Origin of the sequence: Streptomyces sp. NBC_01454, from assembly GCF_036227565.1 — a bacterium.
Classification (GTDB): domain Bacteria; phylum Actinomycetota; class Actinomycetes; order Streptomycetales; family Streptomycetaceae; genus Streptomyces.
Map to the genome: position 1 here is coordinate 328,262 of NZ_CP109461.1, position 15,999 is coordinate 344,260.

The 15,999-nt window shown below is 67.1% G+C and carries 11 protein-coding genes and 3 pseudogenes; 3 read left to right on the plus strand and 11 right to left on the minus strand.

Translation table 11 applies throughout. The features are described from left to right. Window positions 1–182: 182 nt before the first annotated feature. The gene (locus OIU81_RS38215; RefSeq protein ID WP_329142535.1) at window positions 183–1,559 is read right to left on the minus strand and encodes an IS1380 family transposase; all 1,377 of its coding nucleotides are present in this window, start codon (window positions 1,557–1,559) and stop codon (window positions 183–185) included. A 158-nt stretch (window positions 1,560–1,717) separates the two neighbouring features. Between OIU81_RS38215 and OIU81_RS38220 the strand changes: the two genes are divergently transcribed. Then, complete coding sequence (locus OIU81_RS38220) at window positions 1,718–2,107, plus strand: hypothetical protein (protein WP_329142534.1); 390 nt, start codon at window positions 1,718–1,720, stop codon at window positions 2,105–2,107. Between the two features lie 17 nt (window positions 2,108–2,124). Next, window positions 2,125–2,655 (plus strand): hypothetical protein, encoded by a 531-nt coding sequence (locus OIU81_RS38225; protein ID WP_329142533.1) that lies wholly within the window; start codon window positions 2,125–2,127, stop codon window positions 2,653–2,655. Between the two features lie 476 nt (window positions 2,656–3,131). Here the strand turns inward: OIU81_RS38225 and istB are convergent, their stop codons facing one another. From istB to ltrA (OIU81_RS38245), 4 genes are all read right to left on the minus strand, one after another. Then, window positions 3,132–3,923: an IS21-like element helper ATPase IstB gene (istB, locus tag OIU81_RS38230; RefSeq protein WP_329142532.1), complete on the minus strand. Its 792-nt coding sequence runs from the start codon at window positions 3,921–3,923 to the stop codon at window positions 3,132–3,134. Next, window positions 3,923–5,455 carry an IS21 family transposase gene (gene istA / locus OIU81_RS38235; protein WP_329142531.1) on the minus strand — a complete coding sequence of 511 codons (1,533 nt, stop codon included), beginning with the start codon at window positions 5,453–5,455 and terminating at the stop codon, window positions 3,923–3,925. The genes istB and istA overlap by 1 nt, the downstream gene beginning before the upstream one ends. Then, a complete protein-coding gene (ltrA, locus tag OIU81_RS38240; protein WP_329142530.1) occupies window positions 5,452–7,023 on the minus strand; it encodes a group II intron reverse transcriptase/maturase in 1,572 nt (523 codons plus the stop codon). The genes istA and ltrA (OIU81_RS38240) overlap by 4 nt, the downstream gene beginning before the upstream one ends. Window positions 7,024–7,751: 728 nt before the next feature. After that, window positions 7,752–9,011 (minus strand): group II intron reverse transcriptase/maturase, encoded by a 1,260-nt coding sequence (gene ltrA / locus OIU81_RS38245; RefSeq protein ID WP_329142529.1) that lies wholly within the window; start codon window positions 9,009–9,011, stop codon window positions 7,752–7,754. Between the two features lie 471 nt (window positions 9,012–9,482). Between ltrA (OIU81_RS38245) and OIU81_RS42585 the strand changes: the two are divergent. Then, window positions 9,483–9,806: pseudogene (locus OIU81_RS42585) on the plus strand (integrase catalytic domain-containing protein); the annotation flags it as partial. A 483-nt stretch (window positions 9,807–10,289) separates the two neighbouring features. Here OIU81_RS42585 and OIU81_RS38255 read toward each other — a convergent pair. From OIU81_RS38255 to OIU81_RS38280, 6 genes and pseudogenes are all read right to left on the minus strand, one after another. Continuing rightward, window positions 10,290–12,287, minus strand: coding sequence for a GH92 family glycosyl hydrolase (locus OIU81_RS38255; protein WP_329142527.1), 1,998 nt, complete (start codon window positions 12,285–12,287; stop codon window positions 10,290–10,292). A gap of 110 nt (window positions 12,288–12,397) precedes the next feature. Next, entirely contained in the window at window positions 12,398–13,852 is a 1,455-nt protein-coding gene (locus tag OIU81_RS38260; protein WP_329142526.1) for an amino acid permease, read from the minus strand. A 73-nt stretch (window positions 13,853–13,925) separates the two neighbouring features. Then, window positions 13,926–14,758 (minus strand): IS5 family transposase gene (locus OIU81_RS38265; RefSeq protein WP_443073899.1). Its coding sequence is split into 2 segments (ribosomal slippage): window positions 13,926–14,411 and window positions 14,414–14,758, totalling 831 coding nucleotides; the frame shifts between segments, so codons are not numbered across the junction. Window positions 14,759–14,879: 121 nt separating this feature from the next. Further along, window positions 14,880–15,091, minus strand: a pseudogene (locus tag OIU81_RS38270) (dodecin). A 110-nt stretch (window positions 15,092–15,201) separates the two neighbouring features. After that, window positions 15,202–15,663 carry a universal stress protein gene (locus OIU81_RS38275; protein ID WP_329142524.1) on the minus strand — a complete coding sequence of 154 codons (462 nt, stop codon included), beginning with the start codon at window positions 15,661–15,663 and terminating at the stop codon, window positions 15,202–15,204. 10 nt (window positions 15,664–15,673) lie between these two features. Further along, window positions 15,674–15,988: pseudogene (locus OIU81_RS38280) on the minus strand (helix-turn-helix transcriptional regulator); the annotation flags it as partial. Window positions 15,989–15,999 lie beyond the last annotated feature (11 nt).

The following is a 15,999-nucleotide window of genomic DNA, read 5'->3' on the forward strand; positions in this document are numbered from 1 at the left end:
CACCCGTTTTATCGGGTTAGCCTCGATCTTGCATGACGGTCCGCCGACGGAGTCGGTGGACCGTTTCGCTTTCTGTGCCTGATGGTGGGCATGCTGGCGGCCCGAGTGTCGCGTCGGGTGGGCGCCGGGTTCCACTGCTCCGGGCTGGGTCCTCTTTTCGTGGGGACAGGCGAATCTGCTGGTCAGTCAGGGTTTGGCAGGAGGGTGAGCCGTTCGAGGGCGCCTGTGATCTCGTGGCTCCAGGGCCAGTGGCGGGCGAGGCAGAGGATGCGGCGCCGGCCGGTGGTGACGAGCTGGCCGGCCGCGGAGAACAGGCGGAACCGCAGACGGCGCGGTTCCCAGAGCCTTGCCTGGCCGGTCAGGGCGAGCATGGGCATCCAGGCCAGCAGGTCGAGAGCGATCTGGACGATCTCCAGCCAGATGCCGTTCTGCGCGGTGTCGTGCAGGGGAAGGTTGCGCAGGCCGGTCGAACGCGCGGCTCGGATGCGGTCCTCCGCGCGGGCCCGCAGCCGGTGGCGGAGCTCGAGCTCGGCGATCGGCCGGTCGGGGGTGTTCGTGGCGAAGCAGGTGATCCGCATGCCGTCAGCGTCCGTGATTCTCAACTGGGCACCGGGATGGGGCCGTTCCCTGCGGACGATCAGCCGCATGCCCTTGGGCCAGCCGTCCACGACGTCGCCGGCGAGTTCGGCCACCCAGGCGCCGTCGCGGACCTCGCCGTCCGTCTCGACGGCCGGGGTCCAGGCCGATGCCGGGATCTTGAGGACGTGGCTGTGGATGGCCTCGGTGATCACCATGCCGACCGAGTAGGACAGCCAGCGTCCGCGCTGGGCGAGCCAGGCGACGAACTCGTGAGTGCCGCCTGCGGAATCGCAGCGGATGAGGGTCTGCCGACCGCGCCGGTACTTCTTCGGCAACTGGGCCAGGGCGAGGCGGGCGGCACTGATGTGGTCGGCGGCCGTGTTCGAGCCCGCGTTGCCCGGCCTCAGCAGGGCCGCGACGGCCTCGCCGGTTCCGCCCGGTCCGTGGTCGACGAACCCCATCAGCGGGTGGTGGCCGTAGGTCTTCTTCCAGGTCGGGGCGGCGTCCTGCTTGTCCGAGTGCGCGACGACCAGCACCCCGTCCAGGTCCACGGTCACCCGCCCGCCGGCGTCCGGAGCCCGACCTGCAGCCAACTTCCAGACGTGGCTGCGGACTTCGGCCCGGGCCGCACGGATCGCGGTCAGTGCCTTCCCGCCGGCGGTGGCGAGGGTGTCGATCAGGCGGGAGACCGTCGGGTCGGAGGCCACCGGTCCGAACACGGCCGGCTCGGACCGCAGCAGTGCGACGTCGGCGAGGCAGTCTCCGCCGAGCGCGACCGCCAGCGCGAGGTCCAGGAGGACCTTGCCCGAGTCGTGGACTGCCCGCGGTTTGCGCCAGGGCGTGAGCGCTGCGGAGATGGCTCGGTCAAGGCCGATCTTGCGGGCCGTTTCAACCAGCAGGACCGAACCGGCCTGCGAGACCACGGCTCGGCCGTCGTCCCGGACACGGACATGGGGGTAGGACCCGGTAGGCTGCTTCACCTGGAAAGTGCCTCCGACAGGGGCGGGAACAAGGACCTCAGCAATCCTCATTCTCGCTGGTCAGAGGCACTTTTCGCTTACCTGACCACCTGTCGGACAGCCCGCTTCATGAAAGCGCGAGGTTAGTCTGGATGGGCGAGACAGGAGATTCCCTCAGCATGGTCACCACCACCCCGATACCCACCGGTGGCGACGATCCGTCGCCGAAGCCGAATCGACGGATATTCCCCGCGGAGCACAAACTGCGGGTCGCCGAGTACGACGCCGCCCCGCCGGGCGAGAACGGCGCGGTCCTGCGCCGTGAGCGGCTGTACCACTCGCACATCATCGAGTGGCGCCAGGCCCGTGAGGCCGGTGCACTCGACGCGCTGACCGACCGGCGGACCTCGGCGGTACGGCCGAAGAAGGCGGCCGAGCAGGCCGAGCTGGAGCGGCTGCGCAAGAAGGTCGCCCGCCTGGAGAAGGACCTCGCCCGCCGCGATGCCGCACTGGAGGCCATGGGAAAAGCCAACGCCCTCTTGGAACTGCTCTCCGAGAGCGTGGACTGAAGCATGCCGCCGCGCCGGTGATCGATGAGGAGTTCGCGGGTGTCCAGGGACAGCTGGGGACCACGGCGGCCTGCCGGCTGACCGGACACTCACGCGCCACCCACTGCCGCCGCCTCAGCCCGACGCCGAAGCCCGCACCGTCCCCAAGACCTGCGCCCGCCTCGGTTCTTTCGCTGGCCGAGCGGGCCGAAATCCTGGCGCTGCTGAACCGGCCGGAGTACGTCGACCTGCCGCCCGCGCAGGTCTGGGCGCGTGAGCTGGACGCGGGGAACTGCTGGTGCTCGCAGCGGACGATGTACCGGATCCTGTCCGCCGCCGGGCAGAACGGCGAACGCCGCCGCCAGGCCACCCACCCGCCAAGGGTGATCCCCGAACTGGTCGCCACCGGGCCGTCGCAGGTCTTCACCTGCCGAGTAGCCGGGAGGGATCTCACCTCCCGGTCGGGTAGCGACGGCGCATTGCTGCGCCGCCGCCCCCTCGGAACCGTGCATGCGACTTATCACCGCACACGGCTCGGGCAAGCCACAAGGGCTGGCAGGTTCTGCTGAGTTCGCTGTTCCGATGCCACTCTTGCTGAGCGTCGGTGGTGGCAGTAGCTATGCAGGAGATGGATGCGATTCCGATCGCCAGAACCATCGTTCTGCAAGGTCAACACCTCTTTGCGGAGAGCCTTGCGGACGACGGTGAACCACGTTCCCCATTCCTCTGGAGCTTGTGGTTCCTGGTCGGCGTACAGAAGGTAGTCCCCGCACTCCGGACAGCGTCCTTCTTGCGCTTTGAGTAGGCGCAAGGTCGACTGATCGAGGGGCGGTGGTCTTCTCCTGCGTCGTCGTTTGGCCCAGTACTCGGCCAGCTCAGGGTCGTCTGGTGACGCCCCAGACTTGACCGCCTGGTGCCGAACGATCGGAATTGTCAATGGCCTTCTGTGGCGCCCCGCTGGCGGCCTTGAGACATCCCCGCAGGTGGACGGCATGATCGCCCCGCCTGCGGCCAGATAATCTCCCCGCCTTTGGGTCGGTGTGGATCAGCTGAAGGGCTTCACTCCCTTCCCGGTGGTGGCCTCGGTAAGCCGGAACGAATCACCCTGCGTGACCACGACATGAGCGTGGTGCAGAAGACGATCGACAGTCGCTGTGGCCAAGGTCTTGGGCATGATCTCGTCGAAGCCAGACGGATGAAGGTTGCTTGACACCGCGATCGAGCGTCGCTCATATGCGGCATCGACCAGTCGGTAGAAGCCCTCGGCGGCGTCCTCGGAGACGGGCAGGAGCCCGATGTCGTCCACGATGATCAAATCCGAACGGATGATCCGTGCCAGGGCCCTTGCTATCGAGTCGTCCGCGCGGTGACGGCGGACCAGCGAGCCGAGGTCCTCGATCGTGAACCATGAGACGGCCAGGCCGGCCTCGACCGCGGTCTGCCCAAGAGCCTCGGTGAAGTGGCTCTTGCCCGTGCCGCTTGGTCCACAAATACAAAACGACTCCCGGCGGCCGACCCATTCGAGGGTCTTGAGCGCGTCCTGGGTCGCCCTGGGGATCGAGGACTTGCCCTCGTCCCAGTCGCCGAAGGTCTTGCCGGTGGGGAAGCCGGCCCGCTTGCGGCGGGTGTGCAGGTTGGCGCGGTCTCGTCCGGCGGCCTCCTCGGCGAGAAGGACGCGGACGACCTCGGCCGGGTCCCACCTCTGGGCCTTCGCGGTGGGGATGATGTCGGTCAACGACCGGCGGATGTGCGGGAGTTTGAGCCGCCTGGTGAGCTCGATGGCCTCGGCGAGGGGGTCGCCGTTGGTGCCGGGAACGGTGCGAAGAGGGGTGGCCATCAGGCGAGATCGCTTTCGTCGTACTCGGGAAGATCAGAAGTGGCGGACAGGCCGAACGTGGACCAGGCGCCGGTGCCGGGCTGCAGGGAGTGGTCCTCGCTGCGGCGGTGCGGCTCGGTGGGGCCGTGGACGGCCTGGTAGTCGAGGATGGACAGCAGGTCCTTGTCGGCGAACCGTCCGGTGACCGCGGCAGTGCCGAGCGCGCGGTCGACTTCCGCCGCGGAGTGGAGTTTCGCCAGGGCGACGGCCTCGGCCATCTTCGCCTTGATCCGGCGGACGCCGGTCGCGGCTGCTTCGATCAGCCAGGACGCCGCCCCGGGGCCGAGGGCGAGGAACGCGGCCTCCTCCGCGCTCGTGGCCCGCGGGGTGCGGTCGGATTCCTTGTTTTCGCGGGGCGGGTAGTGGGCGTCGTCCAAGACAGGGCTGCCGGGCTCGCCCCGCTGGTGGCGGGCGACCTCACGGGCCGAGCCGGTCTCGTCGGCGGCGGTGACGATCAGCTCGTCGCCGTGGAAGCGGGCCCAGACCCGGGTGTCGATCAGTTCGTGCGGGACCGAGTAGCGGACCGCCTCGACCGAGATCGTCGCGTCCCAGCAGACCCGGCGGGTGGTGCCGAATGCCGCGGTGAACGGACTCTTCGGCAGCGGGTGCAGCCGGTGGGCTTCCTCCGCGAGCCGCTCGACGGACTTGCGTCGAGTCGCCTTGTGAATACGGGAGTTGACCTCCTCGCAGAACTGCCGGCAAGCCGCCTCCAGGTCACCGAAGCTCTTGTACTGCTCGCGCAGATTCACGTCCTTCGGCACGAGATCGGCCTTCGCGATCTTCACCGTGGACTCCGAGCCGCCCTTGGTCTCCGGATCCGCGGGCAGGCAAGTACGTATCGTCGTGCCGTAGTGCCTCGCGACCTCGACGATCTCCGGGTTACGGACCGCGATCCCGGCGACGTGATCGGTGGTGACGGTCTTCTCGTTGTCGGTGAGCACGTAGGCCGGGATGCCGCCGATCCGGCGGAACGTCGTGTCCAGACACGCGGTGATCGTCGGCAGCGTCTTGTCCCAGATCGGAATCACGACGCGGAACCTCGACCACGCGAGCCAGGCGCAGAACAGCGTCGTCTTGCGTCCGTTGATCACCGGGCCGTCGCCGAAATCGTATTGGAGCCAGAGCCCCGGCTCGGTCACCCACGGCCGATAGACCCGCCGCCTACCGGCCCTGAACTGGGCTTTCGCCTCGGCGACGGTGCGGCGGGTGGTGCGTTCCCCGCCGGTGAAGCCCATCGCGGTGATCCTCTTGTGGACCACGTCCGCGCGGATCTTGCCCTGCGAGCGAACCACCAGTTCCTCGATCTTCGGCAGATAGTCGTCGATCTGCCGGGCCCGGTGCCGGCGCTTGTCCGGCTGCTGCCCAGCCGCCCGCATCTTCACATATCGGGCCACCGTGTGGTGGTCGCACCCGGCCAGCTCGGCCGCGGCGCGGTAACTCCCCGTGAGGTCGTAAGCCTCCAGGATCTCCATGATTTCCTCGCTGTTCTTCACCCGCTCCAGCGTCGTCGAGCGGGATTACTCAAAGCGAGCGGGGAGAAATCTGGCCGTACCCGGGGACCCCATGCCGTACGTGGGGAAAACCGTGGCCATAGATTGCGCCGTAGATGGCCGCCAGCGTGGAGCTTACGAAGACCGCCGTCAGGAATCCAGGAGAACTTGATGAGATAGGCACCGTTGTCACGGTTGCCGAAGACCCATCGATCCTTCCTGGCGGTGTTGAAAGCGCCGTAGTACCGATCCACAACCCAGCGTGTGGGTTTGCTCTGGTGACTATGTAGACCCCACCGGTAGGTGAGCCTCCACACATAGGCATCCAGCGCGTTGAATATTCGGCTGGACACCACGGTCCGGTAGTAGCAAGCCCAACCCTTGATGATGGGATTGAGCTTGGCTAAGACTGCCGCCGAGTTCGCACCGCGTAGGGCATGCATCTCATCAGCGAGTCTCTTCCGGATTCGTTTAACGGCGTCTCTGCTGGGCTTGATGATGAGCTTTCCACTGTCGTAACGGCGGATGTTGAACCCTAGGAAATCGACCCCTTGTGTCAGATGGACGATCTGGGTCTTCTCTTCGTTGAAGGTAAGACCCTTGGGAGTCAACCACTCACTCAACCGCGCTTTGACCCACTCGGCTTGCTCCTGGCTGGAGCATAAGGCGAGAAGATCGTCAGCGTAGCGGACCAGCACCGGGGCACCACGCACTACCTCGACGATGTTTCCGTCTTGGCCGGTGCGATAGCGTACCCCGGCCGCACTCTCCATTCCATGGAGGGCGATATTGAGTAGCAATGGACTGACCACACCGCCCTGAGGCGTTCCCTCGCGGGTCGGGGTGAGCCAGCCCCTCTCAACCACACCTGCCTTCAACCAGCCGTGGACCAACTTCCTAGCAGGGAAGGTGCCGAGCTGGTTGAGGATGTGATCATGACTGATGCGGTCGAAGGCTGCCTTGAGATCCGCGTCGAGCACCCACAGGCGTTTGGCATTCTTACCGCACGCTGTGGTGAAGATGGTCTCAATCGCGTCATGACAGCCGCGGCCCGGCCGGAATCCGTAAGATCTCGGCTCGAACCTGGCCTCCCACTCTGGTTCCAGCGCATTGACGACACGGGCTTGTCGCACGCGATCTACAATGACGGGAATCCCCAGTGGGCGCCGCTTCCCGTTCGCCTTCGCTACATAGACCCTCCTGACTGGCCGGGCTTTGGGTTCTCGAACGGAACGACGCAAGGCTTGCGTCAACCCTGTCTTGCCCTGGGAGGTCGTAATGACCCTCCCATCAATCCCCGGTGTCAGGCGTCCAGCGTTGACCTCCGTGACCTTCCGTACGCTGACCAGCGTGTTGGAAAAGCTCCGAAGCATCAATTTTTGCAGATTGCGGACCTTCTTGAGGTCCCCTTCCTGCGTTGCCTTGAATATCCGCTGCCTCAGACGTCTTACCTGGGCTTCGGCATGCCCCCAATCGATGGCATCCCAGTGCCAGTCCAGGTCCTCCGGTCCGTTCACCAGACTCGGAGCAGGCACGACGGCCGGCGCCGCCTCACTCGTCCGCGTTGTCATGGCGCCTAACTTGCCCTTCGGTTCGGTTGTCCTTGCGGCGTGAGCATTCAAAGGCTCACCTGGTCCACGTCAGCTCCCTTTCGGGCCAGGCAAGAGCCTGTATCCAGCCAGTTATACGGAGGTCACCAGCGGAGGTGCCAGTTCGCGACATCCGGCTTCCTGTTTCCTTTCGGCTGCTGGCTTTGGCTTGTTGGACCATCCTGTTCCCGCTGGGGAGTTGAGCTCTCCTTACGGTCGGCCTACCGGTTATCGCCACCGGACCTCAACGGGGTTACCACGTTTCACACGATCGAGATGCAGCTGGGAAGGGTGCCCGCTCAACTCCGAGGCTGCGGTGTCCTTACGGCTGCGTAGAGCTGCACAGCCGCCGCCTGCCGCTTTCCAACGGCCAGCCCTACACCCTGGTCCTACATGCCATCTCCAGGGCTTTCTGTGACGGAGCATCATCACGGGTTCACTGTCGTTCACCCATCAGCCTTTCCCTGGCCTGTTGCGCTCGGATGGTACGAGCACCCTTGGGCTTGAACCCTGAGCTTCGCACCCCGCGATTACTCGCAACGCACGTCAGGGCGGGAACGGACCCATGGACACTAGTCCGGAATTACACCATCAACACCTCTGATCCTCCTTTCAGTGCAATTCACTCGATTCGTGCGACTTCGTGTCGCACGCCCTCACAGAACCGTGCGTAACAGTCGCCCGTTACACGGCTCTTGTCGCCCTGATCGTCAGACCACCGAGATCGCCATAGTCACTCGCCAGTGCGCGAACATCCTCGGGTATCGCTTCACGATCTCCTGGAACTTCGCGATGGCCTTGCGCTTCGGCGCCAGCCGCTCGTACTTCCGCCGGATCCAGCGCACCAGATAGGCGTTGATGCGCCTGAGGACGGGGTTCATCTCCCACGGCCGGAACAGGCCGTAGTAGTTGACCCAGCCCGCCACCACAGGGTTGATCCTGCGAGCGAGCTGCACGAAGGACAGGTCCGAGCGGGTGTGCAGCCTCCAGGACCGCACCTCCCGCCCCATCTTCTTCAGGGCTTCCTTGCTGACTGCCGGCGTGAACGACAGGAACTGAACTCCCTGCCGGTCGCGGCTCATTCTGGCGCGGAAGGTGTAGCCCAGGAACGTGAACGCCTCGTGCTCGTGCGAGCCGCGGCGCCTGGCGTCCTTGCAGTACACGATCCGGGTCTTGTCCGGGTGCAGTTCCAGCCCGACCTCGACCACCCTGTTCCGCAGCGCATCCAGGACCTCGCGGGCCTGCCGCTCCGTGACGCAGTGCATGACCGCGTCATCGGCATACCGCTCGAACTGGACGGACGGGAACTCCCGGTCCATCCAGAGGTCGATCGCGTAGTGCAAGAACAGATTCGCCATCACCGGTGAGACCGGAGCCCCTTGTGGGGTTCCGCGCTCCCGTTGCAGCAGGGAGCCGTCGGGCATGACGAGCGGGGCGGCGAGCCACCTGCACACGTACAACTTCACCCAAACGGCGTCGGTGTGAGCCTCCACCGCCTTGACCAGGAGGTCCCAGGGCACGCTGTCGAAGAACTGGGCGATGTCGAATTCGACGACCCAATCCCGTTTCCAACAGCGTTCCCGGCACTTCTCCACGGCGTCTAAGGCGGACCGCCCCGGCCGATACCCATAGCTGTCCGGGTGGAACACTAGATCCACTCGCCGCATCAGATGCCGGGCCACGACGGTCTGTGCCACGCGGTCCGCGACAGCGGGCATGCCGAGCATCCTCGTGCCACTTCCGTGCGACCTGGGGATTTCCACCGCACGCACCGGAGGCGGGAAGTAGGAGCCCGATGACATTCTGTTCCAGATCTTGTAGAGATTACCTCTCAGATCCTTTTCGAAGTCATCGATACTCTGCCCATCCACTCCCGGGGCGCCTTTGTTAGCCCTGACTTCCTCCCATGCCTCCTTGATCTCCCACTTGGAAATTTCAAACGGCTTGGTCTTCGACTTCAACTGGCCCACCGAATTCCTCCCGGATGTTCCCGGTTGATGCGATCAACACAGTCACGAGCGACCCGGCTCCTTCGCTCCGCCCCCGTTACAGGGGCATCACCACTACTACGGGCCGGTCCGCCAGCAGGACCCGGGTCGGTACTCGGCTCCTCGCAGATTCTGCTGCTCGAAGTTCTCCCTCTCGTCCGCCGCCGAGCGGCGGGCAGTACCGGGACCTGCCTTCTCCTGTTCCATACGGACGCCGCAGACCGGGCTCACGTCACCTACATGCCGGACGCCACCTGACCAATAGACGGGCTCCCGTCAGGCTCATCCCGGGATCTATCCCACACCCCGGTTTTGACGCCACCTGATTGTTTTACGACACGTCAGCAGCGATTCACTTGCGTTCGTCTTCCCGATCCCCACCTGACATCTCTTCCGATGCCTTTTCCTCATCGCTCACCACGACGGTCTTCAGCCAACGCAGCATGAGGCGGTTTGAAATCTCCCCCCGCAGGGCGACTTCGAAGGGCCAACAAAACCTTCATCATCCGTACAGCATCACTTACAGAAAGCTGCCTATACACGCTTCCTTCCCGTGTTCAGGACACAAGGGACATCACCAAGCTGCCCGGCCCGGCCAAGGGCATCTGGTACCACGCCTACGTCATCATCGACATCTTCAACCGCTACATCGTCGGCCAAACCGTCGAACTGGCCGAAACGGCCGAGCGGGCCGAGGAGTTGATCCGCGAGGCCATCGAGCGCAACGGCATCGTGCCCGAGACCGTGCACGCGGACCACGGCACCTCCATGACCAGCAAGAAGCTCCCCCAGCTGCTGATCGACCTCGGCATCACCAGGAGTCACTCGCGCCCCAGGGTCAGCAACGACAATCCGTACTCGGAAAGCCAGTTCAGGACCACGAAGTACGCCGCCGACTACCCGGAACGGTTCGATTCGCTGACCTCGGTACGGACCGCCGGGCGGGCACTGCGGCAGCGCGGCACGCCGGACGGCCCGGAGCGGGACGTCCTGGGACACCCCGCCCGGGCCTATGCCGCCTTCCTGGGGCTGACGTTGATCAACCCGTGGACGGTGGTCTACTTCTCCGCGCTGGTGCTCGCGGGTGGCGCGGGCACCCTGCGCACCGGTGTCGCCGGACCGGCCGCCTTTGTGGCGGCCGTGCTCACCGCCTCCGCGAGCTGGCAGCTGTTCCTGGCCGCCGGCGGAGCCGTGCTCGGCAGGGCGCTGACCGGCCCCCGGGCGCGGGTCGCCATCGCGCTGGTCTCGGCCGTGGTGCTCTCAGTGCTGGCGATCGCGCCGCTGCTGTGTGGCCGGGCCGCCCACCGGCGGTGGGGCCGCGTGGGGGCCGGTGCCCCAGGCGGACGGCTTTGGCCCCACGGTGAAGGACAGTTCGTGGGCCGCGCGCAGGTCGCCGGTGGTGAGGTACGTGCGGTCATGGTCGGTGCCGTCCAGGCGGACGGACTGTGCATAGCGGTTGGCGGAGGACGTACCGGGCGCCGTGACGGAGAAGTGGCCGGACGGGTAGAAGCGCCGGTCCAGTGTCAGTTCCACCCGGTCGAAGACCGGAGTGCTCAGCCCCCAGGTGTCGGTGCCCGGCTGGACCGGGAACATCCCCATCGAGGAGAGCACCATCCACGCCGACATCGTCCCCAGGTCGTCGTTTCCGGTCATCCCGGTGGGGGCGTCGGTGAACAGGGTCAGCGCGGCGTGCACCACATCGGTCGTCTTCCAGGGGCGGCCGGTGGAGAGATACGTGTACGGCGCGATCAGATCGGGCTCGTTCTGCGGGTTGTACTTGTCCGCGTTGTAGTAGTCGTAGGGGCCGTTGACCCACACCTCGCGTGCCGTCCTCCCCGGGTCCGCCAGCAACCGGGGGTAGGCGAAGAAGGAGTCCAGGCGCGCGTCGGCCTTGTCCTTGCCGCCGATCAGCGCCAGCATCCCGGGCAGGTCCTGCGGCACCAGCCACTGGTACTGCCAGGACGTGCCCTCGTGGAAGCCCACGCTCTTGGCCGGGTCGGCGGGGCCGGTGAAGGCGCCCTTCCCGTCGCGGGCCCGGAAGAAGCCGGTCGAACTGTCGAAGAGTGTGCGGTAGTTGCGGGACCGGGCCGCATAGCGGTCGGCGTCCCCGCCGTGGCCCAGATCGCGTGCCATCTGGGCGAGCATGGCGTCCGACAGGGCGTATTCGAGGGTCGCCGAGGCGCCCTGGGCGAAGTCGGAGTCGCCGGACTTGGGATGCGGGTGGTCCTTGAGGTACGGCACGAAGCCGTCCTTCACATACTGCGCGTTGGCCTCCCGCCCGATGGCTGGGGAGTCGGCCGGCGGCACCCCGTCGGCGTTCTTCTTCAGCGCCGCGTACGCCTGCTCCTCATGGCCCCGCAGCAGCCCCTGCTGGTAGGCGTTGGTGAGGAAGGGAGTGACCGGATCGCCGGTCATGATGTTGGTTTCGACCGTGCCGTAGCCCCACTTGGGCAGCCAGCCGCTCTCCTCGTCGATCCGCAGGACCGACAGCGCCATGTCGCGGGCCTCACCCGGCGCCAGCAGCGACAGCAGCTGTGTCTGGGTGCGGTAGGTGTCCCACAGCGACCAGTTCTGGTAGTACGTGAACCCCTCGGCCCGGTGGGCGCGCTGGTCCCAGCCGGTGTAGCGGCCGTCCACGTCACTGCCGATGTTCGGCGCGAGGAAGGACCGGTAGAGCGAGGAGTAGAAGGTGCGGCGCAGCGCCTGGTCGCCGCCCTGCGTCCGCACCAGCGCCAGCCGGCGTTCCCAGGCGGCGTCGGCCGCGGCCCTCGTCCGGTCGAAGGAACGGCCGCCCTCGGCACGCAGGTTGCCCGCCGCGCCCGCCGCGTCCACATAGCTGATCGCGGTGGTCGCCTCGACGGTGCGGTCCGTGCGGGTGTCGAAGCGGGCGTAGGCCCCGTGGCGGCCGGTGGCGGTGGAGTCCCGGGAGCCCGCCGTCACCTTGTCGCCGTCCCAGGTGCCGTACGAGGCGAAGGGCCGGTCGAAGCGGGTGAGGGTGTGGACGGTGTACGGCTTGGTGTCCTGGCAGAAGCCGCGGCCCGTGATCGTCGTGCGGATGGTGCGGGAGTCGAGCACCTCGACCCGCGTCGAGACCGTCCGGTGCAGCGACTGGCCCGCGTCGAGCAGCACATTGGCCCGGTCGGTGGCCGGGAAGGTGTAGCGCTGCTTGCCGGTGCGGGCGGTGGCCGTCAGTTCGGCGGTGATCCCGCCGTAGGACTTCAGACGGTCGTGGTGCTGGGCATCACGGCCACCTGTCACGCCACCTCCCCGCAGTCGCCGGGGCCGTTCGTCTTCTGACCGCGCGCGGGGGCCGGCCGATCGATCCGCCGGTCCCCGTCGTGTGCCGCCGCCCGATTGGCGGCCGTGGCTCACCGCGGTGTGCCGCCGCCGTCCGTACCGGAGGCGGTCCGCCCCTCCGCCCGCGCCAGGTTCGAACGGCGGTAGGAGTACGAGAAGTAGATGACCATGCCGATCAGGAACCACACCACGAACCGGACCCAGGTCTGCCACGCCAAAAACGTGATCAGCCAGATCGAGAAGCACACCCCGATGGCCGGCACCACCGGCATCCCGGGTGTACGGAACGTCCGCGGCAGCTCGGGGCGCTTGTAGCGCAGCACGATGACCGCGACACAGACCACCACGAACGCGAGCAGAATCCCGATGTTCGTCAGCTCGGCGGCCTCACCGATCGGCAGGAAGCCCGCGATGGCCGCGGAGGCGAAGCCCACGATCCAGGTGACCCGGGTCGGCACACGGTGCTTGGCGCTGGTCTTGGCGAACCACTTCGGCAGCAGCCCGTCCCGGCTCATCGAGAACCACACCCGGGTCACCCCGAGCATGAAGGTGAACATGACGGTCAGAATGCCGATGATCGCGCCGACCGCGATGACATCCGCCAGGCCGCTGAGGCCCACCGACTTGAACGCCGAGGAGAAACCGCTCTCCGGGTCGATGTGACGGTAGTTCTGCATACCCGTCAGCACCAGGCAGGCCAGGACGTACAGCACCATGGAGATGGCCAGCGAATACATGATCGCCTTCGGCATGTGGCGCTGGGCGTCCTTGGACTCCTCGGCCGCGGTGCTCATCGCGTCATAGCCGAAGACCGCGAAGAAGACCGTGGCCGCGCCGGTGAAGGCGCCGCTCACCCCGAACGGGAAGAACGGGTGGTAGTTCGCGGTGTTGATGTGGAAGAAGCCGACCGCGATGACCACGATGACCACGATGACCTTCAGGCCCACCACGACCGTCTCGAAGCGTGCGGCGTTCTTGATGCCCAGGGTCAGCAGATAGGCGATCAGCAGGCACAGCACCGCCGCGAAGAGGTCCACCCGGTGCCCCGGGCCCGTGCCCGGCGCGCCCAGCATCCAGGCGGGCAGATCGACGCCCAGCTCACCGAGCAGAAAGCCGAAGTAGCCGGAGATGCCGATCGCCACCACCGCCACGATCGCGGTGTACTCCAGCAGCAGGTCCCAGCCGATGAACCAGCCCGCCAGCTCGCCGAGGACCGCGTAGCCATAGGTGTAGGCCGACCCCGCCTTCGGGATCAGCCCGGCGAACTCGGCGTAGGAGAAGGCCGCCGCGGCGCTCGCGATGCCCGCGATGAGGAAGGAGATCACCACCGCCGGGCCGGCCTTGCCGTTCGCGACGGTGCCGGCCAGGGTGAAGATGCCCGCGCCGATGATGGCGCCGACACCGATGGCCGTCAGCTGCCACAGGCCGAGCGCCCGGGTGAGCTGCTGACTCGCGCTGCCTTCCGCCTCTTCAATGTGTTCGATCGGTTTGCGGCGCAGTACGCCCTGTCCCGCGCGCAGCCCCATGCGTCATCCCTCCGTCGCTCCGTTGTGGTCCGACGGCGGCTCATCATGGACCCTCGGGGGCGTCTTAGAACTCCTAACGCAATGACTTCAGGCGCCTCCAGCAGATGAGTGCGCATCCGAGGGTGAGGAAGGCTTCGTGGATGTCGTCGCGTATCTCCCAGCGGATCCGCAGGCGGCGGAACCAGTGCAGGTGGGCGAACGCGCGCTCCACGACCCAGCGTTGGGTGCCCAGGCCGGAGCCGTGCTCGGTGCCGCGGCGGGCGATCAGCGGCTTCACGCCGAGGTCCCAGACGAGACGGCGGTATTTGTCGTGGTCGTAGCCGCGGTCACCGAGCACCACGTCCGGGCGGCGCCGGGGGCGGCCGCGCTTGCCCCGCACTGGCGGCACGGCCTGGAGGAGTGGGATCAGCTGGGTGACGTCGTTGCGGTTGCCGCCGGTCAGGGTGGCGGCCAGAGGGATGCCGGTGGCGTCGGTGATCAGGTGGTGCTTGCTGCCCGTCCTGCCCCGGTCGACGGGGCTTCGTCCCGTCTTGGGGCCCCTTTTAACGCCCGGATGTGGGAGCCGTCGACCGCCGCCCGGGAGAAGTCCAAGGCGTTCGCGCCGCGGAGCTTGGCGAGCAGGACCTCGTGCAGCCGAGGCCACACCCCGGCCTCGGTCCACTCGGCCAGGCGGCGCCAGCAGGTCATGCCCGCCCCGAAGCCGAGTTCCTGCGGCAGGTGTTCCCAGGCGATCCCGGTGTGCAGCACGAACAGGATGCCCTGGAACACCAGCCTGTCCGGATGCCGCTTGCGTCCCGGATGCCGGGTCCGACGCTCAACCCTGGGCAACAGCGGCTCGATCACCGCCCACAATTCGTCATCGACTTCCCACGGCTTCGGCCGAGCCACCCCGTACCCCCAGATCATCAGTCCCGGAGTGATCCAACCACCTCGAAGATCATTTCGTTAGGAGTTCTTAGGAAGGCGACGCCACCGGACAGACCCTAGTGCTGCGGGGACTCGCCGGGAGACGTACACGGGAGGAGTGTTATTCGGCCTCCTCCAGGCGGAAGCCGACCTTCAGGCCGGCCTGGTAGTGATCGATTTCGCCGTCGACGATATGCCTGCGTACCTGGGTGACCTCGAACCAGTCGAGGTTGCGCAGGGTCTCCGCGGCGCGCTGTCATTTTTGACTGCGGCGTCCACGCTCTGCTGGGACGTTCCGACGATCTCGGTCACGCGATACGTGCGGTCGGTCACGGTGGTCTCCCTCGCCGGGGCGGCGCTCCGCCCGTCCACTTCCCACCGTGCCTCAGGGTGCCCGGCCTCACCAGCGGAGCGAGGGCCGGGCGGGACGTTGCGGACCTGTCCTACGGGACGACGGTGACCGGCCAGCGCCCGGCCTTGACCAGGCGCACGGCGACCGAGCCCATGATGCGGTGCCCGGCGGACTCCGAGGCGCCGACCACCACCGCGTCGGCCGTGAGCTCGTCGGCCATCTGCACCATGCCGTTGTACGGGTCGCCACGCAGCGTGTGGAACTCCCAGCGCAGGGGGTACAGCCCCGCCAGCCGCTCGGTCGCGCGGCGGATCTCGGTCATCAGCTGCTCGGCCACCTCGTCCGTGGCGTCGGCGACCGGGGCCCCCATCGCCGCCCCGGCGGGCAGTACCGGCTGGACGTAGACCAGGGCGAGCTTCGAGGACTGACGCCGGGCCAGCCCCGCCGCGTAGGCGGCGGCGCGCCACGACGAGTCGGAGCCGTCGATGCCCACGACGATGACCTTCGGGCCGTCCGTTCCGCGCTCGAACTGTGCGGCTGCATTCTGCTCCACATCATGGAAGTTATCCGCACAGGTGTGCTGCCGGGGCGGCGGGCCGGGCCGTTGCACCCCGCGTCCGCCTCCCGGCCGGGCAGGCGGGCGCCGGCGGCCAGCTGTCCGGCGACAGCACGCCCAGCACATACGCCCTGGCCACCAGCGCGGTACGGCCCTGTACCCGCCAGCGGCGGGCCAGCCGGGTGAGGTGGTAGTTCACCCCGTCGACGGTCAGCCCCAGCGCCGTCCCGATCGACGCCGTGGTCGCGCCGCCCGCGGCCAGTGTCAGGATCTGTGCCTCCACGGGGCTGGCCGAGCCGCGCGGCGGGGGGGCGGCGACAGTTACCGTGTGAT

What these genes read in the sequence shown, in the direction of transcription:
- OIU81_RS38260 (WP_329142526.1), bottom strand. Translation starts at nt 13,852, where the DNA reads ATGGGGCTGCGCGCGGGACAGGGCGTACTGCGCCGCAAACCGATCGAA.
- istB (WP_329142532.1), bottom strand. Translation starts at nt 3,923, where the DNA reads ATGGCCACCCCTCTTCGCACCGTTCCCGGCACCAACGGCGACCCCCTC.
- OIU81_RS38220 (WP_329142534.1), top strand. Translation starts at nt 1,718, where the DNA reads ATGGTCACCACCACCCCGATACCCACCGGTGGCGACGATCCGTCGCCG.
- ltrA (WP_329142530.1), bottom strand. Translation starts at nt 7,023, where the DNA reads ATGACAACGCGGACGAGTGAGGCGGCGCCGGCCGTCGTGCCTGCTCCG.